At 42.0% G+C, this 22,485-nt stretch carries 18 protein-coding genes and 1 CRISPR repeat array (1 of these 19 only partly in view); of the genes, 7 read left to right on the top strand and 11 right to left on the bottom strand.

Going from position 1 to position 22,485, the window contains the following annotated elements; genetic code table 11:
* Positions 1-522: direct repeats of the CRISPR family, unit length 36 nt; unit sequence GTTTTAGAGCTGTGTTGTTTCGAATGGTTCCAAAAC (it extends 242 nt beyond the left edge of the window).
* A gap of 42 nt (positions 523-564) precedes the next feature.
* The 6 genes from M1F56_RS07875 to pbp1b all read right to left on the bottom strand — a co-directional run bounded on the left by M1F56_RS07875 (position 565) and on the right by pbp1b (position 7,225).
* Positions 565-1,245 carry a rhomboid family intramembrane serine protease gene (locus M1F56_RS07875; protein ID WP_247917358.1) on the bottom strand — a complete coding sequence of 227 codons (681 nt, stop codon included), beginning with the start codon at positions 1,243-1,245 and terminating at the stop codon, positions 565-567.
* Positions 1,229-1,768: a 5-formyltetrahydrofolate cyclo-ligase gene (locus M1F56_RS07870; RefSeq protein WP_247917357.1), complete on the bottom strand. Its 540-nt coding sequence runs from the start codon at positions 1,766-1,768 to the stop codon at positions 1,229-1,231. Before M1F56_RS07870 ends, M1F56_RS07875 begins: the two co-directional genes overlap by 17 nt.
* 11 nt (positions 1,769-1,779) lie before the next feature.
* Positions 1,780-2,910 carry an N-acetyldiaminopimelate deacetylase gene (locus M1F56_RS07865; RefSeq protein WP_247917356.1) on the bottom strand — a complete coding sequence of 377 codons (1,131 nt, stop codon included), beginning with the start codon at positions 2,908-2,910 and terminating at the stop codon, positions 1,780-1,782.
* Between the two features lie 62 nt (positions 2,911-2,972).
* Positions 2,973-3,671, bottom strand: a complete 699-nt coding sequence (gene dapD, locus M1F56_RS07860) for a 2,3,4,5-tetrahydropyridine-2,6-dicarboxylate N-acetyltransferase (protein ID WP_000127460.1) — start codon at positions 3,669-3,671, stop codon at positions 2,973-2,975.
* A gap of 84 nt (positions 3,672-3,755) precedes the next feature.
* Positions 3,756-4,667: a DMT family transporter gene (locus tag M1F56_RS07855; RefSeq protein ID WP_247917355.1), complete on the bottom strand. Its 912-nt coding sequence runs from the start codon at positions 4,665-4,667 to the stop codon at positions 3,756-3,758.
* A 77-nt stretch (positions 4,668-4,744) separates the two neighbouring features.
* Positions 4,745-7,225 (bottom strand): penicillin-binding protein PBP1B, encoded by a 2,481-nt coding sequence (pbp1b, locus tag M1F56_RS07850; RefSeq protein WP_084872103.1) that lies wholly within the window; start codon positions 7,223-7,225, stop codon positions 4,745-4,747.
* A 140-nt stretch (positions 7,226-7,365) separates the two neighbouring features.
* On the opposite strand from pbp1b, the gene tyrS reads away from it, so the two are divergent.
* On the top strand, positions 7,366-8,622 hold the full coding sequence (tyrS, locus tag M1F56_RS07845) for a tyrosine--tRNA ligase (protein WP_084872105.1): 1,257 nt from the start codon (positions 7,366-7,368) through the stop codon (positions 8,620-8,622).
* 77 nt (positions 8,623-8,699) lie between these two features.
* On the opposite strand, the gene M1F56_RS07840 is transcribed toward tyrS, so the two are convergent.
* Together M1F56_RS07840 and M1F56_RS07835 are read right to left on the bottom strand one after the other, a co-directional pair.
* On the bottom strand, positions 8,700-10,763 hold the full coding sequence (locus tag M1F56_RS07840; protein WP_045618039.1) for a heavy metal translocating P-type ATPase: 2,064 nt from the start codon (positions 10,761-10,763) through the stop codon (positions 8,700-8,702).
* A 1-nt stretch (position 10,764) separates the two neighbouring features.
* Positions 10,765-11,043 carry a DUF6110 family protein gene (locus M1F56_RS07835; protein WP_000910909.1) on the bottom strand — a complete coding sequence of 93 codons (279 nt, stop codon included), beginning with the start codon at positions 11,041-11,043 and terminating at the stop codon, positions 10,765-10,767.
* 151 nt (positions 11,044-11,194) lie between these two features.
* On the opposite strand from M1F56_RS07835, the gene M1F56_RS07830 reads away from it, so the two are divergent.
* Positions 11,195-12,043, top strand: coding sequence for a putative RNA methyltransferase (locus M1F56_RS07830; RefSeq protein WP_247917354.1), 849 nt, complete (start codon positions 11,195-11,197; stop codon positions 12,041-12,043).
* 110 nt (positions 12,044-12,153) lie between these two features.
* Here the strand turns inward: M1F56_RS07830 and M1F56_RS07825 are convergent, their stop codons facing one another.
* The 3 genes from M1F56_RS07825 to malQ all read right to left on the bottom strand — a co-directional run bounded on the left by M1F56_RS07825 (position 12,154) and on the right by malQ (position 16,411).
* Positions 12,154-12,360 carry a hypothetical protein gene (locus tag M1F56_RS07825; protein WP_009013759.1) on the bottom strand — a complete coding sequence of 69 codons (207 nt, stop codon included), beginning with the start codon at positions 12,358-12,360 and terminating at the stop codon, positions 12,154-12,156.
* Positions 12,361-12,612: 252 nt separating this feature from the next.
* On the bottom strand, positions 12,613-14,871 hold the full coding sequence (gene glgP / locus M1F56_RS07820) for a glycogen/starch/alpha-glucan family phosphorylase (RefSeq protein WP_247917353.1): 2,259 nt from the start codon (positions 14,869-14,871) through the stop codon (positions 12,613-12,615).
* A gap of 22 nt (positions 14,872-14,893) precedes the next feature.
* Positions 14,894-16,411: a 4-alpha-glucanotransferase gene (gene malQ / locus M1F56_RS07815; RefSeq protein ID WP_247917352.1), complete on the bottom strand. Its 1,518-nt coding sequence runs from the start codon at positions 16,409-16,411 to the stop codon at positions 14,894-14,896.
* A gap of 472 nt (positions 16,412-16,883) precedes the next feature.
* Between malQ and M1F56_RS07810 the strand changes: the two genes are divergently transcribed.
* From M1F56_RS07810 to M1F56_RS07790, 5 genes are all read left to right on the top strand, one after another.
* Positions 16,884-18,152: an extracellular solute-binding protein gene (locus M1F56_RS07810; protein WP_000095453.1), complete on the top strand. Its 1,269-nt coding sequence runs from the start codon at positions 16,884-16,886 to the stop codon at positions 18,150-18,152.
* A gap of 124 nt (positions 18,153-18,276) precedes the next feature.
* Positions 18,277-19,569 carry a sugar ABC transporter permease gene (locus M1F56_RS07805; protein ID WP_185774590.1) on the top strand — a complete coding sequence of 431 codons (1,293 nt, stop codon included), beginning with the start codon at positions 18,277-18,279 and terminating at the stop codon, positions 19,567-19,569.
* Position 19,570: 1 nt separating this feature from the next.
* A complete protein-coding gene (locus tag M1F56_RS07800) occupies positions 19,571-20,413 on the top strand; it encodes a sugar ABC transporter permease (RefSeq protein ID WP_001065640.1) in 843 nt (280 codons plus the stop codon).
* Between the two features lie 259 nt (positions 20,414-20,672).
* On the top strand, positions 20,673-21,473 hold the full coding sequence (locus M1F56_RS07795) for a DUF1189 domain-containing protein (protein WP_247917351.1): 801 nt from the start codon (positions 20,673-20,675) through the stop codon (positions 21,471-21,473).
* Between the two features lie 9 nt (positions 21,474-21,482).
* Complete coding sequence (locus M1F56_RS07790; RefSeq protein WP_247917350.1) at positions 21,483-22,469, top strand: LacI family DNA-binding transcriptional regulator; 987 nt, start codon at positions 21,483-21,485, stop codon at positions 22,467-22,469.
* Positions 22,470-22,485 lie beyond the last annotated feature (16 nt).

The raw sequence follows: 22,485 nt of genomic DNA, 5'->3' as shown, positions 1-22,485 counted from the left end.
CGCCCAGCGCTGTCCTTGAAACCTGTTTTAGAGCTGTGTTGTTTCGAATGGTTCCAAAACCTTTTCGAACATTCGATGGTAATACGGGTAGTTTTAGAGCTGTGTTGTTTCGAATGGTTCCAAAACCTGGATTTGCTGGGGAAATGGGCTTGACATGTTTTAGAGCTGTGTTGTTTCGAATGGTTCCAAAACCCCTGACATGTGCAGGAATTGTGATTCCTGGTTTTAGAGCTGTGTTGTTTCGAATGGTTCCAAAACCTGAACGAATTCAAGACATCAGCCAACAAGGTTTTAGAGCTGTGTTGTTTCGAATGGTTCCAAAACCCAATAACGGCACTATTTTCACTATACATGGTTTTAGAGCTGTGTTGTTTCGAATGGTTCCAAAACGTATGGCGTCGAAACGTTCAAACGGACACAGTTTTAGAGCTGTGTTGTTTCGAATGGTTCCAAAACAAGGCTTGCAAGGTGCGCTTGCTCAAGCTTGTTTTAGAGCTGTGTTGTTTCGAATGGTTCCAAAAAAAGCTACTCATTTTTTGAGTAGCTTTTTAACTATTCCATCCCTTACACATAGCTCATTCCCTTATAGCAAAGGAAAACGGCTAGTGCAATAAAAAGTACGGTTGCTCCAATTCGCTGGCTGGTACTATACATCCTTTTTTCCCATTTGACTGGAAAGATGATCGCTAGAAAAGCCCCGCCTACTGCGCCACCAATATGCCCTGCTAGGCTGATTCCTGGGATCAGAACACTTCCAATGATATTTATCACGAAAAGTGTCAGATAGGATTGCCCCAACTGCTGAATATAGGGGCTGCGAGTTGCGTAACGCAAGACGATAATCGCAGCAAATAGTCCGTAAAGAGAAGTAGAGGCCCCTGCTGCTACAACTTTCGGTGTGAAAGCAAACACAAAGAGATTCCCCATCATTCCTGATAAGAGATAGAGAAAGAAGAACTGCTTAGAGCCGAAAATCTCCTCCACCTGTCGTCCAAGAAAGTAAAGTGAAATCATATTGACAATAAAATGCTCCCATCCAATATGCACAAATATAGCCGAAAAAAGGCGCCAAATCTGCTCAGGGAACAGGCGAATTATTGGTCCATACATGGCTCCAAACCGAAGCAAGGTATCCGCTCGTTCAAAATTTAAGCCTGTAAGAATCAACATCAAGAGAAATACCAAAGCTGTCACTAGGAGGAAAAAACTAGTCACAGGGTAGCGTTTATCAAAGATTTCCTTCATAGATTAGCACCTCCTGGACGGGAATATCATGGTCTTCCGAGTTGAAATCCTGGATTTGACAAGGATAGATTGTACTTAGGCTATGCCCACCAAAATTCTCCAGATAGCGGTCGTAGTAGCCTCCGCCATATCCAATCCGATAGCCCTCTTTCGTAAAAGCTAGCCCTGGAACATGAATCAAATCAATCTGAGACGGATCCACCACTTCCAAGTCTCCTTGCGGTTCCAGTAAACCAAAGGAAGTTTTTGCCAACTGCTGCGGATCATAGGTCACAAATTCCATGCGCCCCTTGGGATAGGTTTTGGGTATCAGAACCTTTTTGCCGTCCTTCAGCACCTGCTTGATAAGTTCCTGCGTTTGAAACTCATGCGGGAAAGAGAGATAGGTTGCGATGGTCTTGACTTCTTGGTAAAAGGGGTGTTGTAAGAAACGCTCAGTTAAAACTTGATCCATAGCCTGTTTTTGCTCCTGAGATAAAGCCTTCATTTCTTGCAAAATTTTCTTGCGTAGTTCTGCTTTCATAGACAATTCCTCTACTCTGCTGCCTTCTTTTTCAGGAAACTAGAGACCGCATCTACCCCAATGGCTAAGGCTTCTTCCTTAGGACTCATCTGAGGGTGATGAAGGGCGTAGGGACTATCGATACCCAGCCAAAACATAACGCCATCTACCTTCGAAAGAAGATAGCCAAAATCTTCACCTGTCATAGCAGGCTCGATATCAATCAACTCGATTCCGTCTTTCTCTTCAAAAAAGTCCATCAGTTCACGCGCCAAGGCTGGATTGTTCTCCACAGGTAGGTAGCCCCCTTGTTTGAGTTCCACTTCGACTTCCATATCAAAGGCTGCTGCAACACCTTCTGCGACTGTCTTGACTCTTTTTTGTACCAAGAGACTCATGTCCTGAGTCAAGGCCCGAATGGTTCCATGTAAAAAAGCTGTGTCTGTAATGACATTGTTGGTTGTTCCAGCTTGGAAAAGGCCAAAGGTCACCACCGCTCCCTCGATTGGGTTGACATTGCGGCTGACAACTGACTGTACTTGGGTCACAAAGTAACTAGCAGCCACCAAGGCATCATTGGCCTCATGCGGGAAGGCTGCGTGTCCTCCTTTTCCTTTGAAGCGAATCTTCACCTCACAAGTCCCTGCAAAGAGCGTATGGGTGTTGGTAGCAATCTGACCAACCTTCAGATCCGGGCGAACATGAAGGCCATAAAACTTGTCTGGCAACCAGTCCCCAAAAGCACCATCCTCATACATGAGCATGCCACCAGCTTCATTTTCTTCAGCAGGCTGAAATAGGAAGAGCAGATTATTCTTGGGTTGCTCCTCAAGGGCACGTTCGAGACAGCCCAAGGCAATGGTCATATGAAAATCATGGCCACAAGCATGCATGCGACCTTGGTGCTGAGAGGCAAAAGGCAGTCCTGTTTGTTCGACGATAGGCAGGCCATCAATATCTGTCCGCCAACCAATGGTCTGCGCCGGCTGACTTCCCTGCAGGTAGACCAAAATCCCTGTTCGCCAAGTACGAATTTGAACAAAATCCTTGCCCGTAGTCAATTTTTCAATCACGTCCAGCAAATAAGCCTGAGTCTTGAATTCCTCCAAGCCAATCTCTGGAATCTGGTGTAAATCTCGTCTAGTCTGAATCAAATCTAACATCTATCGTTCCTCCTTTTGATAGAAGAAAGAGGCTAGAAGAAGTATCTGCCTCTTTTTTATTTTTACAAGGTACGAAGCGCATCTTCTAGCGCTGTTTTTTGTTGGGTTTGGGCATCAATTTCTTTGATGATACGAGCTGGAACACCTGCTACTACAACGTTTTCTGGAACATCTTGGGTAACAATAGCTCCTGCAGCGACAACTGAACCACTACCGATTTGGACTCCTTCGATAACCACTGCATTAGCCCCGATAAGAACATTGTCTCCGACACGGACTGGTTCAGCGCTAGCTGGCTCAATCACACCTGCCAAAACTGCACCTGCACCAACGTGGCTGTTTTTCCCAACGATGGCGCGGCCACCAAGGATGGCACCCATGTCAATCATGGTTCCAGCACCGATTTCAGCACCGATATTAATAACAGCCCCCATCATGATAACAGCATTGTCACCAATTTCCACCTGGTCACGGATAATAGCACCTGGCTCGATACGAGCGTTGATAGCACGTTTATCTAGCAAGGGAACTGCCGAATTACGAGCATCTTGCTCAACAACATAGTCTTGATTTTCTACTAAACCATCGAGAAGCGGAGCGACGTCCTTCCAGTCTCCAAATAGAACATTCCCTAGTTTGACAACAGAGCTAGGTACAGCAGTTGCGAGTTGTCCCTCAAAGGTTACTTTAACACTGGTTTTCTTTTCAGCATTGGCGATAAATTGGATAATTTCTTGGGCGTTCATTTTTGTAGCAGTCATAGGTGCCTCCTGGTTCGTTATAATGATACCTATTCTACCAAAAAAGGCCTCAAATTTGAAGCCTCAACTATCAAATAATCATCTTTACTTGGCTTGTTTTGCTTCTTCTACAGATAAGAAAATCATCGGAAAGATAATCAACACCATAGCCAAGGCCAAAAAACCATCCATGACCAATCCCAGAAAAAGAACACTTAACAAAGCCGAAGAGAGCGGTTCGCTAGCACTCACAACCGATACAACCAGCGGGGAAACGAGTGACACAGCCTTCATCGATAGGAAGAAGGCAAAAGCAGTCCCAAACACGGCAATCGTCAGACAAATCAGCACACTTACCAGATCCACTTGAAAACTTATCTGATAAATAGGGTAAAGGAAATTACTAAAGAGTCCTGCCAGAATCATCCCCCAACCAACAGTCGGAACAAATCCGTAGCGCCGTGCAAAACGCTGAGGCAGGATAACATTAAACATGACCCCTACTGCACTGAGCAAACCTGTTACTAGAGCCAAAGGTGTCATGGATAACTGGGACAAGTCCCCTTTTGTAGCCATCAAAAAAACACCTAGCATGGCAATCAAAACATAGAAAACTGCTGTAGTCGAAGCCTTCTTCTGATAGATGATTCGATTGTAAAACAGGATAAAAACTGGGCTGATAAATTGCAAAATGGTCGCCGTCGTCGCATTCGAATACTCAACGCAGAGATAAAAGAAAAACTGCACAGAAAAAATACCTAGAATAGCATAGGCTAAAAAAGGTAGATAATTTTTCTTATCACGCCAGATGTCCAACAAGCGGCTACGCAACTGAAAGGCAGATAGACCTAAAACCAAACTCCCCGCCACTAGTAAACGCATAGAAGTAATCCATCCAGAAGACACTGGATAATGAGTGAAAAAATACTCTCCTAAAATCCCACAGATCCCCCAGATTAGGCCTGAGAGTAGCGAGTATAGTGTTCCCTTAACAATCTTTTTCTGATAATGATTCATACTCCTATTGTAACACGAAACCAACAAAGAAAAAAGTAGCAACAAGGAGAAATTACTAACCTTGCTGCTACTCTATCTTAGCGATTAAACAGACGTGAACGTCCTGAAGAGCCACTCTGAGTATTTCCACTCGAACTTGTTGTTCCCGAACTGCTACTTGAGCTTGGAGGAGTTACTGCAGGGATGCTTCCTAGAATATTCTTCCAAGCATTCTGATAATCTGCATCGCTTCCTCCAATAGCAAAGCGGTAGGTGGTTACTGGTGCCCCTTCTTTAGTAGCCCAGTAACTTGTTACGGTAGAACCGGAAACGTTGACTTCTTTGCCATTAATTGAAACCTTGCCCGGTTTCTCCCCTGTAGACTTGAGAACTTGTGACTTGGTCACACTTGAGTCAAGATTAAAGCGCTCATTCCCCCAAATTCCAGGTTTTGCTTGTTGAATGGCATTAACCAAGTGGGCCATATAGTTGGCATTGCGGTAGTGGCCCGCCCCTTTGGCTAGTGGGCGGTTGTCATCGTGACCTAGCCAGCCACCCAAGGTCAAGCGAGGCGTAGAAAGCATAAGCCACATGTTTTCATCCTCATTGGTTGTACCAGTTTTTCCAATCCAGTCGGCGCTAGCGAGGCTTGGATTGATGGTAGCCAAGTCTGTTTGGAAACTTGAGGTAATCCGAGATGAGATAACATCGCGAAGCAAGCTTTGCATGATGGTCGCTGTCGCTTTTGAGTAAACTTGGACAGGTTTATCTTTATGTTCATAAACCACTCGACCATCTGTTGATTCGATCTTCGCAATCATATGTTTCTTATGGTAAACTCCGTTGTTGGCCAAAGTCTGATATCCGTTAGTATGCTGAGCAACTGTAACGTCAATTCCTCCGCCCATCGGTAAACTCTCAATACCATATTCTGGGATTTCGTAACCCATTTTTTCCATATAGCCTTTAACATCAACACCCTTCTCTCGAAGTGTACGATAAGTCCAGTAGGCTGGGATATTCCATGAGTAGTTGAGGGCCTCCCCTAATGTCATCATGCCCGTACCAGGACTATTGACATACATGATAGGATTGCCGTTTGAAAAGTTGGTCGGATAGTTTGATAAGATACTTGCACTTCCCATCAGACCTTGGTCGATGGCAATACTGTAAGCCAATATCGGCTTAGTAGTCGAAGCAGGAGAACGTTTTGTGTCGATAGCGTGGTTATTCTGATTTTTTTGATAATTGCGACCACCGACAAATCCAAGAATAGCTCCTGTTTGGTTGTCCATGAGGACATTCCCCACCTCAGGCTGTCCTGTCGAATCATCTAGCAGATAGCCGTAGGTTGCCACCGCATTTTGCATCGCAGCATGAATATTTTTATTGATAGTCGTCGTAATCTTATATCCACCATTTTCAATTTCCTTAGTCGCTAAATCACGATAAGCTTTCTGGATGGATTCATTCTTTTGCTCTTGTACAGAAACATTATCTCTCTGAATCAGATAGTCATACATCCGATCAGTAGCTTCTGCCAAGGTTGCGAAGTAGAGATAGTCACGCGAAGTACCACTGACACTACCAGATGGTAAGAAGTCTTTCTTAAAGTCATAATCTTTGTACTTATCGTAATCTTCCTGACTTAGAGCCCCTGTCCGGTACATATTATAGAGAACATCTCTAGCCCGTTTGACCCCCAGAGCCAAATCCTCCTCGCTCTTCATACTACCGTCAGATTCATAAGGGGAGTAACTAATTGGACTCTGTGGCAATCCTGCGATAAAGGCTGCTTGAGGGACCGTTAGATCCGATGCCTTAACCCCAAAGATCCCTTCTGCAGCCTGCTGGGCACCTGCAATATTCTGACCTTTGTGATTGCGACCAAACGGAGCTATGTTGAGGTAGGTTGTTAAAATCTCATCCTTGCCCATAGCCCGCTCTAAAGCTAGAGCATCAATGATTTCTTTGGCCTTACGAGCTAGAGTGGGAGCATCCCCCACCACTTGCTGCTTGATAACCTGCTGAGTCAAGGTCGAACCACCACTGGATGACCCCAGACCAACAAAAGTTCCCAAGGTCGCACGAATAACGGCCTTAGGCACAACTCCCTTGTGTTCATTGAAATGCTCGTCCTCTGTCGCAACAATAGCTTTCTTAAGATTGTCTGAGATAGCATCAGAAGCAACTGAAGTGCGCAACAAATCCCCCTCAATCGAGGCAATGGTACTGCCGTCAGAATAAGTGATTTCTGAGATAGAGGCAATATCCTTCACTTGCTTGACCAACTCTTCTGCTTGAGGGACCTGGGCCTTGTCAAATAGGGCAACTCCATAACCCATAGCCACACCAGCACCAAACAGTCCACCGATAAAACCTAGGATAAAGAGAGTATTAAAGACTATTTTAAACCCACTCAAAACCTTAGCAAAAATAGACCCTGCCTTTCTAACCTTATCAGAAGAGCTCGCTTTTTTATCGATTTTCTTATCTGCTTGTCTTTGTTTCCATTTAGCAGTTAGCTGCTGGAAAAAATGCAGCATTTTTGTTTTTAATTCATTAATTCTTTCTTTCATGAATGTCCTCGCTTTCTCTATTATACCATAAAAGGGAAACTTTCAATAAAATAGCCACTTTCTTCCCTATTCCACTAGGCTATTGTCCGAGTTTGTGATACAATAGGTAGAAACAATATTTTATAAAGGAGAAAAGACACATGCACATTTTTGATGAGCTAAAAGAGCGTGGTTTGATTTTTCAAACGACTGATGAAGAAGCTTTGCGTAAAGCCCTAGAAGAAGGTCAAGTTTCTTATTATACTGGCTACGATCCAACTGCTGACAGCCTTCACCTAGGTCACCTTGTCGCAATCTTGACAAGTCGTCGTTTGCAACTAGCAGGTCACAAACCTTATGCGCTCGTTGGCGGTGCTACAGGTCTCATCGGAGATCCGTCCTTCAAAGATGCTGAGCGTAGTCTCCAAACAAAAGACACAGTAGAGGGCTGGGTCAAGTCTATCCAAGGACAACTTTCTCGTTTTCTTAACTTTGAAAATGGAGAAAATAAAGCTGTCATGGTCAACAACTACGACTGGTTTGGCAGCATCAGCTTCATTGACTTCCTCCGTGACGTCGGAAAATACTTCACTGTCAACTACATGATGAGCAAGGAGTCTGTGAAAAAACGGATCGAAACAGGGATTTCTTACACTGAGTTTGCCTACCAAATCATGCAAGGCTATGACTTCTACGTTCTTAACCAAGAGCACAATGTAACGCTACAAATCGGTGGTTCTGACCAGTGGGGAAATATGACAGCTGGTACCGAATTGCTTCGTCGTAAGGCTGACAAGACTGGTCACGTGATCACTGTTCCACTCATCACAGACGCAACTGGTAAGAAATTTGGTAAATCAGAAGGAAACGCAGTCTGGCTCAATCCTGAAAAGACTTCTCCATACGAAATGTACCAATTCTGGATGAATGTCATGGACGCTGACGCTGTTCGCTTCTTGAAAATCTTTACTTTCTTGTCACTAGATGAGATTGAAGACATCCGCAAGCAGTTTGAGGCTGCTCCTCATGAACGCTTGGCTCAAAAAGTCTTGGCTCGTGAAGTCGTAACACTTGTTCACGGAGAAGAAGCATACAAAGAAGCCCTCAACATCACCGAGCAACTCTTTGCAGGAAATATCAAAAACCTTTCTGTCAAAGAACTCAAACAAGGACTTCGTGGAGTGCCAAACTACCAAGTTCAAGCAGACGAAAACCACAATATCGTGGAACTCCTCGTGTCATCTGGTGTGGTGAATTCAAAACGCCAAGCCCGCGAGGATGTTCAAAATGGAGCTATCTACGTCAACGGTGATCGTATCCAAGACCTTGACTATGTCTTGAGTGACGCAGATAAGTTAGAGAACGAACTCACTGTTATCCGTCGTGGTAAGAAAAAATACTTTGTATTGACTTACTAAACTGTTCAACATTTATCTATAAACAAAGGAGTTAACCTCGAGAAAGGTAACTCCTTTTTGCTGTTAATAACTCTCATCTATCTATTTTTAATAGACAGACTACGCAAGACAATGCGCAAGGTTGTTAGATTATGTAAGATAGAGAGATTTGAAGGACTGAGCCAATTAAACAAGCCAAAGCCAATCAAACTACTATTTACGACAACGGTATCTTGAATATTCTTCTTGATGAGTATTTGCAAAGATGATGATAGCGAATCCAACTCTTGGAAGAAATCCAAGCGATTATCTAACAATAAGATATCACTCATCTGCTTAGAAATATCTGCGCTTTCATTCATCACCACACCGATATCTGATAGGGTTAGAGCCGCTGAGTCATTCAATCCATCTCCAACCATCAAAATAGTGTGACCTGCTTTCTGCAGTTCCTCTACTAACTCAAATTTCCCATCAGGTTTCAAGTCTGTATAGACCTGATCAAAGGGCAAATCTTTGACTAATTCCTCTGTTCTAACCAAGGTGTCCCCTGTTGCCAGAATCAATTTTTTCCCTTGTGCCTTAAGTTTCTCCAAGGCTGCTTTTGCTTCTTTTCTCAAAGGAGTATGAATGCAGAACATTCCAATCAATTCATTCTGGTAGGCTAAGAATAAGAGATTGTAGTGATTCTTGTACTCTTCAATCAAAGCATGTTGTTCCAAACTAATATGAATCTGCTCATCCTGCATCAAGACATAATTTCCAATAACAACTGGTTGGCCATCTATATGGGATTTGATTCCCTTACTTGCGATATATTGGAGTTTCCCATGCATTTCCTCATGTTCAATCCCCTCTATCTCGGCTTGTTTGACAATGGCATTAGCAATAGGATGATAAATGTGTTCCTCAAGACAGGCACTGATTCTGAGAATATCTTCCTCGCTATAGTCCCCAAAAGGTAACACCTTTTCAACTATAGGATAGCTAGTTGTGATTGTTCCTGTCTTATCAAACAAGAAAGTATCAACTTCCAGATATTTCTCTAGAACATCCCCATCCTTAATCACCATTTCACGGTTCAACCCCTCTTTGATAGCTGTCAAATAAGCTACAGGAGTAGAGATTTTCAAAGCGCAGGAGAAATCAACCAATAGGAATGAAATAGCCTTAGAAAAAGAACCTGTTAATAAGTAAGTCAGACCAGCCCCCAAGAAATTATATTTGACGACCTTGTCCGCCATCTTGATGAAATAGCGTTGTTTAGTTTTCTTGTTTTCTTCAGATTTCTTCATCAACTCAATCAGCTGTAAAATACGGCTGTTCATCTGATTATCGGTTACACGAATGCGTAGCTCCCCAGTTTCCAAGACTGTGTTTGCACAAACCGAATCAGACTCTCTTTTTTCAACTGGAAAACTCTCTCCCGTCAAGGAACTTTCGTTGACCATACCTAAACCTGAAACTACTTGTCCATCAAACAGAATTTCATTTCCTTGAGATAGGACCAAGACATCTCCTATTTGAACATCGGAACTCTTGATACTAACGACCGTATCGCCCTGTACTAAGAATACATCGCTCTCTTTTGCAAGAAGACTCTGTTCTAAATCTGTTGCAGTTTTTTTCAAGGACCACTGATCTAAATGATTCCCCAAATCAAGCATAAACATGATGTTGCTGGCAGTCTTGGATTGGTTCATAAACAAAGACAATAAAATAGCCGAACAGTCCAAGACTTCCATCGTTAGTTCCTTACGCGCTAGTGTTTGATAGGCTTCTTTAACATATCCAAAAGCCTGATAACAAGTCCATATATAGCGAATAGGAGACGGCACAAGACTACGAAAAAGCACACGCTTAATCGCTGCACCTGAAACGATAGAATAGGCACTCTCTTCTCTACGAACAGGAAGAGTCATCAACTCAGAAACTTTCCCTTTATCAATCCTTTTTAAAAAGGCTTCTGCATTGTCTAATACAGAGAAGCCTTCTTTTATACGTAGGGTAAAGTGCTGTTGATCCATGTAAAACTGGATAGACTCAATTCCCTTCTCATCTCTCGCCAAGGAACGAAGATAGTCTTGAATATCCAAGGTAAGTGAAAAAGAAGATGATAGTCGGATATGTTGATATCCTCTATATAGCACTTTAAAAGACATATTATTCTCCTATAAGGCTATCTAATTGCTCTTCTTTTTTCTCTTGCTCATACAAATATTTAGCATCTTGCAAAACATCGTCTCCATGTTGTTTCACAACAGAAACAGATGCATCTAGCTCGTCTTTCAACTTGTAAGCCTTAGCCAAAGCTTTAGAATAACCTTTTTTAGCTTCCTTACTTGCTAAGATTTTCAAACCAAGGGTACCAAATGCGACACCACCCAAAAATAATGAAGATTTTTTCGCAACTTTTGCAACGGTTAATACTTCTTTTAACATACTTATTTCCTCCTTATCATTATTATATAGCAATTTAGATATAAAAGCAATTTCATTTTATAAATTGGAGAATTAGTTTTATTTCTACTGAATCTCCCATCTACTTGCTCCTAAAGTTGCTTTCACTTGCCTCTTTTGATACACTTAAACTATGAATACAAATCTCAAACCCAAACTTCAGCGCTTCGCTGCTGCGACTGCCTTTGCCTGTCCTATCTGCCAAGAAAATCTAACCTTAGTAGAGAGCAGTCTCAAGTGTAGCAATCGTCATTCTTTTGACTTGGCAAAATTTGGCTATGTCAACTTGGCTCCTCAAATCAAGCAATCTGCCAACTACGACAAGGAAAACTTTCAAAACCGCCAGCAAATCCTAGAAGCTGGCTTTTATCAAGCTATTTTAGAAACCATCTCAGACCTGCTTACAAATTCTAAAACTAGCCAAAGAATTTTAGATATCGGTTGTGGCGAAGGCTTCTACTCTCGCAAGCTCCAAGAAAGTCACTCTGACAAAACCTTTTACGCCTTTGATATTTCAAAAGATTCCGTTCAAATCGCTACCAAGAGCGAACCAAACTGGGCGGTCAACTGGTTTGTCGGCGACCTGGCTCGTCTTCCTATAAAAGACGCCAGCATGGATATCCTGCTTGATATCTTCTCGCCTGCCAACTATGGGGAATTCCGTCGCGTTTTATCCAAAGACGGTATTTTGATCAAGGTCATCCCAACCGAAAATCACCTCAAAGAAATCCGTCAAATGGTTCAGGACCAGCTGACAAAGAAGGATTATTCCAACCAAAATATCAAAGAACATTTCCAGGAACATTTCAGAATCCAATCTAGTCAGATTGCTTCCTTAACAAAACCTATCTCGGCTGAGCAACGCCAAGCCCTGCTTGCCATGACGCCCTTACTCTTTCACGTTGACCATACCAAGATTGACTGGAGCCAACTGACAGAGATTACCATTGAAGCAGAGATTTTGGTTGGGAAAGCACTGTAATTAAAACTTTCAGATAAGACAAAAACCCGCACCTCTTCTTGAGGCGTGGGTTTAAATTGCGATTTTTCAACTGTCTATCCGAAAAGTGGAAAAAATTTTAACCTCTCCATTTATTTTCGATTCGAAATGACAAATTTATCAATGAATAATAAGTGAAATGAGGCAAGTGTAATCCCCAAATAGCACCCATGATAAGAGATTTCTTGATGGGTAAGTGGAAAAAGAGTACGATTCCCCATCGAGAGTGATGACAAAACCACAAATAGTATCCAAAATAAATCAGTCCATTTATATTTTGAAAAATATTTTTTCCACATAAAAACACCTTCTTTCTTCACCACAATGCTATTATAATACAAATTATAAGCGGATACAAGAAATACGAGGCCATCAACTACGAAGAATCATGAGACTGAAATACAGTAAAAAGCAGTATTTCTAAAACTTCAACGTATCTATGATTTATCTCTTTTTAGACCTGATTGGCTAAAATCCACATCATTCAAAAAAGCGAATTTCAATTGAAATTCGCTTTTTTTTTACAAAGTGATTAGTATAAATTTTGTATCTTAGTTCAAGTGCCAGATATCTTCGTTGTACTGAGCGATTGTACGGTCAGATGAGAAGAATCCTGCTTTAGAAATGTTAACGATGACTTTATCCAACCATGCGTCACGATCTTCGTAGTCAGCAAGCATTTGCTCTTTGACTTTAATGTAGTCTTCCAAGTCAAGGAGAGTCATGAACCAGTCTTTGTTGATCAATTCGTTGTAAAGACGTTCCAAGCGTTCTTTCTTACCTACTGCAAGAACAGCATCGCTCACAATGAAGTCAACCAAAGGTTTGATAGCTTCACGAGCATAGAATTCGCTTGATTTGTAAGCTGCTTTTGCGTAAAGGTCGATAACAGTTTCTGAATCTTCACCAAAGATGTAGATGTTTTCGTCGCCAACCAACTCAGCGATTTCCACGTTAGCACCGTCCATAGTACCAAGAGTCAAAGCACCATTCAACATGAATTTCATGTTACCAGTACCTGAAGCTTCTTTAGAAGCAAGTGAGATTTGTTCTGAGATGTCACATGCTGGGATGAGGAAGCTTGCTGCAGTAACGTTGTAGTTTTCAACCATAACCACTTGCAAGTGTGGAGCTACTTCTGGATCATTTGCAATCACTTCTGACAAGCAAAGGATCAAGTGAATGATGTCTTGGGCGATTGTGTAGGCAGGAGCTGCTTTACCACCAAAGAAGACTGTGATTGGACGAGCAGGGATGTTACCAGCCTTAATATCAAGGTATTTGTGGATGACATACAAAGCGTTCATCTGTTGGCGTTTGTACTCGTGAAGACGTTTGATTTGGATATCAAAGATAGAGTTTGTATTGATTTCCACACCTTGGTGATCTTTCAAGTGACGAGCCAATTTACGTTTGTTGTGAGCCTTGATGCTTTCCAATTTTTCTTTGACAGCAGCCTTGTCTTCGTATGACAAGAGTTTTTCAAGCTCATCTGCTTCATGGTGCCAACCATGTCCAAGAATCTCATCCAAGTAGTGAGACAAGCTTGGGTTAGCATGCATGAGCCAACGACGGAATGTGATACCGTTTGTTTTGTTGTTGAATTTTTCTGGGTAGATGTCGTAGAAAGCTTTCAACTCTGAGTTCTTCAAGATTTCAGTGTGAAGAGCTGCAACCCCGTTTACACTGTATCCGTAGTGGATATCCATGTGAGCCATGTGGACACGTCCACTCTCATCGATGATTTGAACAGCTGGGTCTTTGTATTCTGCTTTCACACGACGGTCCAATTCTTTGATGATTGGTACCAAGTGAGGAACCACTTCTTGCAAGAATTCAAGAGGCCATTTTTCAAGGGCTTCAGCAAGGATTGTGTGGTTAGTATAGGCAGTCATGCTACGAACGATAGAGATTGCTTCGTCAAGTTCGATACCACGTGCAGTCAAAAGACGGATCAATTCAGGGATCACCATTGATGGGTGAGTATCATTGATTTGTACAACTGCGTAGTCTGCAAGGTCATGCAAGTTGCTTCCTTTTTCGATTGCTTCATCGATGATCAATTGCGCACCGTTTGAAACCATGAAGTATTGTTGGAAGATACGGAGCAATTCACCTTGCTTGTCGCTATCGTCTGGGTAAAGGAAGAGAGTCAAGTTGCGAGCGATATCTGTCTTGTCAAAGTTGATACCATCTTCGATGATAGAAGAATCAACTGAATCCAAGTCAAACAAACGCAAGCGGTTCTTTGTTGCTGTCTTGTAACCAGGTACATCGATATCGTAAAGGGTAGATGTCAATGTGAAATGTGCGAATGGCACTTGGTAGCTACGGCTTGAGCGTACCAACCAGTTTTGCTCAGTCAACCAAGCATTTGGAATTGTTTCTTGTTGGTTATTTTTAAGAACTTGTTGGAAAAGACCAAAGTGGTAGTTCAAACCAACACCGTCACCATTCAAACCAAGTGTAGCGATTGAGTCGATAAAGCAGGCTGCCAAACGTCCCAATCCACCATTCCCTAGAGATGGTTCCAATTCGACTTCTTCGATTTCGATCAACTCTTTACCGGCATCAGCAAGTTCTTTTTTCACATCGTCGTAAAGACCAAGGTTGATCAAGTTGTTTGACAAGAGTTTACCGATCAAGAACTCAGCTGAGATGTAGTAAACTTTCTTCTTACCAGTGTTGACTGGTTTTTGGCTGCTAGCAAGCTTGCTGTAGTTGAGAAGAGCAAGGTAAAGCTCTTCATTGCTACATTCTGCAATAGTTTTATTGTAACGCTTTTGTACAAATTCTTTTAATGGTAACATTTTTGTGTCTCCTGATATTGTCTTATTTCTTTAATTCTACCAAATTTTCATTAATTCTGCGATAAATTGTAGTCAAGTCAAGCAAAGTTTCTTCAACAGCTGGTGTGAGTTGGTCTGTTGTCATACGCCATGACCAATTTCCGCCAAGAGTAGATGGGAAGTTCATGCGAGCTGACTCATCTAGTTCTAGCAAATCTTGCATAGTTGCAATTGCCATGAAGCTAACAGATGAAAATACTGTGCGAAGCATTGCGTGTGGCACTGTTTCGTACTCTTTACGGTTCGTGTAGCGCGCCATGTACTCGCGAGTTGGATCGTCGATCTCATTACGGTACCAACCAAGGACCGTATTGTTATCATGTGTTCCTGTGTACATAACTGAGTTAGCTGGTGCCAAGTGTGGGCTATCGATACTTTCGTCTTCTGGGTTGAAGGCAAATTGAAGAATCTTCATCCCTGGGAAGCCAGTACGTTCGCGCAACTCGATAACCTCATCTGTCATGAAACCAAGGTCTTCTGCGATGATGTTTAGCTCACCAAGCTCTTCCTTAACGGCTGCGAAGAGTTTGTAGCCTGGACCTTTCACCCATTTACCAGGTGCTGCTGTATCGGAACCAGCAGGAATTTCCCAGTAAGATTCGAAACCACGGAAGTGGTCGATACGAACGATATCGTAGATTTTGAAGCTTTCGCGCAAGCGTTCAATCCACCATTTATAACCGTCTTTGTCCATTGCTTCCCAGTCGTAGATTGGGTTCCCCCAAAGCTGACCAGTGGCAGAAAACTCATCTGGTGGGCATCCTGCGATGCAGGTTGCTTTACCAGTGGCATCTGTCTTGAAGAGATGTGGATTTGCCCACATGTCGCTTGAATCTTCCGCAACATAGATTGGCATATCTCCAACGATTTCGATGTGGTTGTCGTTAGCGTAGGCTTTCAATTTCAACCATTGTTGGAAGAAGAAGTATTGAGTCACACGGTGGTAAACCAACTTGTCTGCCAATTTCTCACGGTAGCTTTCAAGTGCTGAAGCTTTACGCGCACGAGCGTCTGCATCTGGCCATTCTGTCCAAGCAAGATTGTCAAAATGCTCTTTGATAGCCATATATTCTGCGAAGAGTTCGAGCCATGATTGGTTGTCTTGAGCAAACTTCTCAAAATCCTTGACATCACCCACTTCCAAGAAGCGTTTAACTGCTTTTTCTAAAAGTGGACGACGTGCGTAATAAATCTTCGCATAGTCAACTTCAGATGCATCGCTACCAAAGTCAACACCTTTAAGATCACTGGCTTCGAGCAAGCCTTGCTCTACCAAGATATCAAGGTCGATAAAATGCGTATTCCCAGCAAAGGCTGAGAATGATTGGTATGGAGAATCTCCATAGCTTGTTGTCCCAAGAGGGAGGATTTGCCAGTAACGTTGTTTCGTACGAACCAAGAAATCAACGAAATCATAGGCAGTCTGCCCAAATGATCCAATCCCGTATGCTCCTGGCAGAGAAGAGATGTGCATCAACACACCACTTTGACGTTTTTTCATAATAGCACCTCATGTGTTTGTTATAAAACGTTGCGCAATTAAGGCGCAAACGTTTGCGTTAATTTAAGTATAACGCATTTCAAAAACAAATGCAAGCGTTTTTAAAAATTTTTTTGAATTATTTTTATCTAACTAAAACTTATTACCACTGATATTTTATGAAATAAGCGAAAAAATTTTAAAGATTTTCTGATTTAAGATAATTCATTCCCAATATCTGCTCTATTTTCTGAAAAACTGAGCCGAATTTACGCAATCGTTTTCCTAATATATTTTCAATTCAAAAAAACAAACATTTTAAGTTCTTTCCTATATAAGGGCTTTAACAAATGTTTGAAACCTTAAAATTTTTTAAAAAAACTTTTTAAAAAAGCTTGCAACCGTTTTCTATTTGTGCTATACTAGGCTCATAAAAGAAAACGTTTGCGTTTTCTAAATAAATTATACTGTTATTCTTTAGGAGGAATACACTATGTCATCTAAATTCATGAAGAGCGCTGCTGTGCTCGGAACTGCTACTCTCGCTAGCTTGCTCTTGGTAGCTTGCGGAAGCAAATCTGCTGACAAAGCTGCTGATACTAGCTCTTCAGAAGCAAAAGAACTTACTTTCTACGTTGAAGACCAATATAAAGCCTTCGCTGAATCTGCTGCAAAAGCTTACGAAAAAGAATCTGGCGTAAAAGTTACTATCAAAACAGGTGACCAAATGGGTGGTCTTGATAACCTTTCACTTGACAACCAATCTGGTAAAGCCCCTGATGTTATGATGGCTCCATACGACCGTGTAGGTAGCCTTGGTACTGACGGACAACTTTCAGAAGTAACTCTTAGCGATGGTGCGAAAACAGACGATAAAACAAAATCACTTGTAACTGTTGGTGGTAAAGTCTATGGTGCTCCAGCTGTCATCGAATCACTCGTTTTGTACTATAACAAAGATTTGCTTAAAGAAGCTCCTAAAACATTTGCTGATTTGGAAAACCTTGCTAAAGACAGCAAATACGCTTTCGCTGGTGAAGATGGCAAAACTACTGCCTTCCTAGCTGACTGGACAAACTTCTACTACGCATACGGACTTCTTGCTGGTAATGGCGGTTATGTATTTGGCCAAAACGGTAAAGATCCTAAAGATATCGGACTTGCAAACGACGGAGCAATCAAAGGTATCGAATATGCTAAATCTTGGTACGAAAAATGGCCTAAAGGTATGCAAGATACTGAAGGAGCTCCAAACTTAATCCAAACTCAATTCCAAGAAGGTAAAACTGCTGCTATCATCGATGGTCCTTGGAAAGCTCAAGCATTCAAAGATGCTAAAGTAAACTACGGTGTTGCGACTATCCCAACTCTTCCAAACGGTAAAAACTATGAAACATTTGGTGGTGGTAAAGCTTGGGTTATCCCAGCAAGCACTAAGAACCTTGAAGGCGCTCAAAAATTTGTAGACTTCCTAGTTTCAACTGAACAACAAAAAGCGTTCTACGATGTAACAAACGAAATCCCAGCTAATACTGAAGCTCGTACTTATGCTGAAGGCAAAAAAGATGAGTTGACCACAGCCGTGATTGAACAGTTCAAGAATGCTCAACCAATGCCAAACATCTCTCAAATGTCAGCTGTTTGGGACCCAGCTAAAACAATGCTCTTTGAAGCTGTAAGTGGTAAGAAAGATGCGAAAACAGCTGCTAACGATGCTGTAACATTGATTAAGGACACAATCAAACAAAAATTTGGTGAATAATTGATTTGTTCAAGGGGGGTGGAAGCAAAATCCCCCTTTGAATTTATAGATACGCTTATTATCATACGCACGTATCTTACGATTGAATCCGAGTTTTATCTCGCATCCTATGAAAGGAGTAATCATGGAAAAACAACAGCCTCGCAAAGCAGCCTTGCTGTCAATCATTCCTGGTTTAGGACAAATCTATAACAAACAAAAAGCTAAAGGATTTATTTTTCTTGGTGTTACTGTTCTATTTGTTCTGTATTTTCTAACACTTGCAAGCCCTGAATTGAGCAATTTGATCACACTTGGTGAAAAGCCTGGTCGTGACAATTCACTTTTCATGCTGATTCGTGGTGCCTTCCACTCTATCTTTGTTGTCGTCTACCTACTCTTTTATATCTTTAATATCAAGGACGCACATACGACTGCTAAACGTATCAACAATGGTATTCCTGTAGCTCGTACCTTCAAGGATATGATTAAAGGTATTTATGAGAATGGATTCCCATACCTTTTGATTATCCCATCGTATGTAGCGATGACATTTGCGATTATCTTCCCAGTTATCGTAACCTTGATGATCGCCTTTACCAACTATGACTTCCAACACTTGCCACCAAACAAATTGTTGGACTGGGTTGGTTTGACGAACTTCACAAACATCTGGAGTTTGAGTACCTTCCGTTCAGCCTTTGGTTCCGTTCTTTCTTGGACCATTATCTGGGCTTTATCTGCTTCTACTTTGCAGATTGTCATTGGTATCTTTACAGCAATCATTGCCAACCAACCATTTATCAAAGGAAAACGTATCTTCGGTGTTATTTTCCTTCTTCCTTGGGCTGTTCCAGCCTTCATCACTATCTTGACATTCTCAAACATGTTTAATGATAGTGTCGGTGCCATCAACACCCAAGTCTTGCCTCTTTTGTCTAAGGTCCTTCCCTTCCTAGATGGAGCTCTTATCCCTTGGAAAACAAATCCAACTTGGACTAAGGTTGCCTTGATTATGATGCAAGGTTGGCTTGGATTCCCATACATCTACGTTTTGACCTTGGGTATCTTGCAGTCTATTCCTAACGACCTCTACGAAGCGGCTTACATCGATGGTGCTAATGCTTGGCAAAAATTCCGCAACATCACTTTCCCTATGATCTTGGCTGTTGCAGCTCCAACATTGATTAGCCAATACACCTTCAACTTTAACAACTTCTCTATCATGTATCTCTTTAATGGTGGAGGTCCTGGTACTGTCGGAGGCGGAGCCGGTTCAACTGATATCTTGATTTCATGGATTTACCGTTTGACAACAGGTACATCTCCTCAATACTCTATGGCGGCAGCTGTTACCTTGATTATCTCAATCATTGTCATCTCTATCTCTATGATCGCATTCAAGAAACTACACGCATTTGATATGGAGGACGTCTAAGATGAATAACTCAATCAAACTCAAACGTAGACTGACTCAAACCCTCACTTACCTCTACTTGATTGGCCTATCAATCGTGATCATCTACCCACTTTTGATCACCATCATGTCCGCCTTCAAAGCAGGTAACGTCGCAGCCTTTAAACTAGATACTAACATCGACTTCAATTTTGATAACTTTAAAGGGCTCTTCACCGAAACCTTGTATGGCACTTGGTACCTTAATACTTTGATTATTGCCTTTATCACAATGGCTGTTCAAACAAGTATCATCGTACTTGCTGGTTATGCCTACAGCCGTTACAACTTCTTGGCTCGTAAACAAAGTTTGGTCTTCTTCTTGATTATCCAAATGGTGCCAACCATGGCCGCATTGACCGCCTTCTTCGTTATGGCGCTTATGTTGAACGCCCTTAACCATAGCTGGTTCCTCATCTTCCTCTACGTCGGTGGAGGTATTCCGATGAATGCTTGGCTCATGAAAGGTTACTTCGATACCGTACCAATGTCTCTTGACGAATCTGCAAAACTAGATGGTGCAGGACACTTCCGTCGCTTCTGGCAAATTGTCCTTCCGCTCGTTCGCCCAATGGTGGCTGTACAAGCCCTCTGGGCCTTCATGGGACCTTTCGGGGATTACATCCTCTCTAGTTTCTTGCTTCGTGAGAAAGAATACTTTACTGTTGCCGTTGGTCTCCAGACCTTCGTTAGCAATGTGAAAAACATGAAGATCGCCTACTTCTCAGCAGGTGCTATCCTCATCGCCCTTCCAATCTGTATTCTCTTCTTCTTCCTACAAAAGAACTTTGTTTCAGGACTTACAAGTGGTGGCGACAAGGGATAATTTATCCCCGCCACCCTTTTTCATTTTATACTCTTCGAAAATCTCTTCAAACCACGTCAGCTTTATCTCCAACCTCAAAGCTGTGCTTTGAGCAACCTGCGACTAGCTTCCTAGTTTGCTCTTTGATTTTCATTGAGTATTAGAAATTGTTACTGTAAATAATATTCTTGCAACAAGCAATTTATCTCCTAGACTTGAAATAAAGCACATTTCTCTATATAATAATACTCATATAGAAAACACTTTTAGAAAGATGCCTATGCTTCCATATCCATTCTCGTATTTCTCTAGTATCTGGGGATTTCGTAAGCCCCTATCAAAACGTTTCGGCCTCAACTGGTTTCAGCTTCTCTTTACGAGCATTTTCCTCATCAGCTTGTCTATGGTTCCGATTGCCATTCAAAACAGCTCACAGGAAACGTATCCACTGGATACCTTTATCGATAATGTTTATACACCGCTGACAGATGAAGTCATCATGGACTTGTCAGAGAATACACAAATCGTTGATGGAAAGCTGAACTACTCAGGTACGAAGAATCATCAGCCTTCTCTTTTAATTGGTCCAAGCCAAAGCAAGGAATTTCCAAAGGACTTGCAACTTCATTTTGATACGGAAGAACTCGTCATCAGCAAGGAAAGTAAGGAACTGACTCGCATTCGCTACCACGCGATTCAAACGGAGAGTTTCCAGAGTAAGGAAGATCTTACCCAGGCCATTTCTAAAGACTGGTATCAACAAAACCGGGTCTATATCAGTCTCTTTCTCGTTCTTGGTGCAAGCTTTCTCTTTGGATTGAATTTCTTCATTGTCTCTCTTGGAGCTAGCTTTCTCCTTTATATCACCAAAAGATCACGCCTCTTTTCATTTAGGACCTTTAAAGAGTGCTACCATCTTATCTTGAACTGTTTAGGATTACCCACTCTGATTACGCTTATTTTGGGACTTTTTGGCCAAAATATGGCAACCCTTATCACTGTACAAAACATTCTTTTTGTTCTTTATCTGGTCACCATTTTTTACAAGACACACTTCCGTGATCCAGATTATCATAAATAGGAGATTTTTATGCCCGTTACGATTAAAGACGTGGCCAAGGCAGCAGGTGTCTCACCTTCAACTGTTACCCGCGTTATTCAAAACAAATCAACGATTAGTGATGAAACCAAAAAACGAGTTCGCAAGGCGATGAAGGAGCTCAACTACCACCCCAATCTCAATGCTCGTAGCTTGGTAAGTAGCTATACTCAAGTTATCGGCCTGGTGCTTCCTGACGACTCGGATGCCTTTTACCAAAATCCTTTCTTCCCATCTGTTCTACGAGGGATCGCCCAAGTCGCGTCTGAAAACCACTATGCTATTCAGATTGCAACAGGAAAAGATGAGAAAGAACGTCTCAATGCGATTTCTCAGATGGTTTATGGCAAGCGTGTTGACGGTTTGATTTTCCTTTACGCTGAAGAAGAAGATCCTCTGGTCAAGCTAGTAGCCGATGAGCAGTTCCCTTTCCTCATTCTCGGAAAATCTACTTCACCCTTTATCCCTCTTGTTGATAATGACAATGTACAAGCTGGCTTTGATGCGACAGAGTATTTCATCAAAAAAGGATGCAAACGCATTGCCTTCATCGGGGGTACAAAGCGACTCTTCGTAACGCAAGATCGTCTAACTGGCTATGAGTCCGCACTCAAACAACACCAACTTCCGATTGATACCAACTTAACCTACTTTGCGACCGAATTTCTAGAAGAAAAAGGTTATCAATTCAGTGAACTCCTGTTCAATCACGATCCACAGATTGACGCTATCATCACAACCGATAGTCTCCTAGCAGAAGGAGTTTGTGACTACATCAATAAGCATCAGTTAACTGTTCCTGTCTTGAGTTTCGACTCTGTCAATCCTCGACTTGATCTTGTAGCTTATGTGGATATCAATAGTCTGGAACTTGGGCGCGTTTCCTTTGAAACCATTCTCCAAATAATCAACGATGCTAAAAACAATAAACAGATTTGTTACCGCCAGTTGATTGGACACAAAATTATCGAAAAATAAAGACCAGCCCCAAGGC

The sequence above is a fragment of the Streptococcus oralis genome (assembly GCF_023109005.1).
GTDB lineage: Bacteria > Bacillota > Bacilli > Lactobacillales > Streptococcaceae > Streptococcus > Streptococcus oralis_BU.
The sequence above is the reverse complement of the archived record's forward strand: the minus strand, read 5'-3'. Positions and strand labels throughout refer to the sequence as shown.

Coding starts and splice junctions, on each gene's coding strand:
- dapD (WP_000127460.1), bottom strand. CDS start 3,671: ATGACTGCTACAAAAATGAACGCCCAAGAAATTATCCAATTTATCGCC.
- M1F56_RS07790 (WP_247917350.1), top strand. CDS start 21,483: ATGCCCGTTACGATTAAAGACGTGGCCAAGGCAGCAGGTGTCTCACCT.
- M1F56_RS07825 (WP_009013759.1), bottom strand. CDS start 12,360: ATGTGGAAAAAATATTTTTCAAAATATAAATGGACTGATTTATTTTGG.
- M1F56_RS07830 (WP_247917354.1), top strand. CDS start 11,195: ATGAATACAAATCTCAAACCCAAACTTCAGCGCTTCGCTGCTGCGACT.
- M1F56_RS07840 (WP_045618039.1), bottom strand. CDS start 10,763: ATGTCTTTTAAAGTGCTATATAGAGGATATCAACATATCCGACTATCA.
- M1F56_RS07805 (WP_185774590.1), top strand. CDS start 18,277: ATGGAAAAACAACAGCCTCGCAAAGCAGCCTTGCTGTCAATCATTCCT.
- M1F56_RS07835 (WP_000910909.1), bottom strand. CDS start 11,043: ATGTTAAAAGAAGTATTAACCGTTGCAAAAGTTGCGAAAAAATCTTCA.
- M1F56_RS07855 (WP_247917355.1), bottom strand. CDS start 4,667: ATGAATCATTATCAGAAAAAGATTGTTAAGGGAACACTATACTCGCTA.
- M1F56_RS07870 (WP_247917357.1), bottom strand. CDS start 1,768: ATGAAAGCAGAACTACGCAAGAAAATTTTGCAAGAAATGAAGGCTTTA.
- M1F56_RS07800 (WP_001065640.1), top strand. CDS start 19,571: ATGAATAACTCAATCAAACTCAAACGTAGACTGACTCAAACCCTCACT.
- M1F56_RS07865 (WP_247917356.1), bottom strand. CDS start 2,910: ATGTTAGATTTGATTCAGACTAGACGAGATTTACACCAGATTCCAGAG.
- M1F56_RS07810 (WP_000095453.1), top strand. CDS start 16,884: ATGTCATCTAAATTCATGAAGAGCGCTGCTGTGCTCGGAACTGCTACT.
- malQ (WP_247917352.1), bottom strand. CDS start 16,411: ATGAAAAAACGTCAAAGTGGTGTGTTGATGCACATCTCTTCTCTGCCA.
- glgP (WP_247917353.1), bottom strand. CDS start 14,871: ATGTTACCATTAAAAGAATTTGTACAAAAGCGTTACAATAAAACTATT.
- pbp1b (WP_084872103.1), bottom strand. CDS start 7,225: ATGAAAGAAAGAATTAATGAATTAAAAACAAAAATGCTGCATTTTTTC.
- M1F56_RS07875 (WP_247917358.1), bottom strand. CDS start 1,245: ATGAAGGAAATCTTTGATAAACGCTACCCTGTGACTAGTTTTTTCCTC.
- tyrS (WP_084872105.1), top strand. CDS start 7,366: ATGCACATTTTTGATGAGCTAAAAGAGCGTGGTTTGATTTTTCAAACG.
- M1F56_RS07795 (WP_247917351.1), top strand. CDS start 20,673: ATGCTTCCATATCCATTCTCGTATTTCTCTAGTATCTGGGGATTTCGT.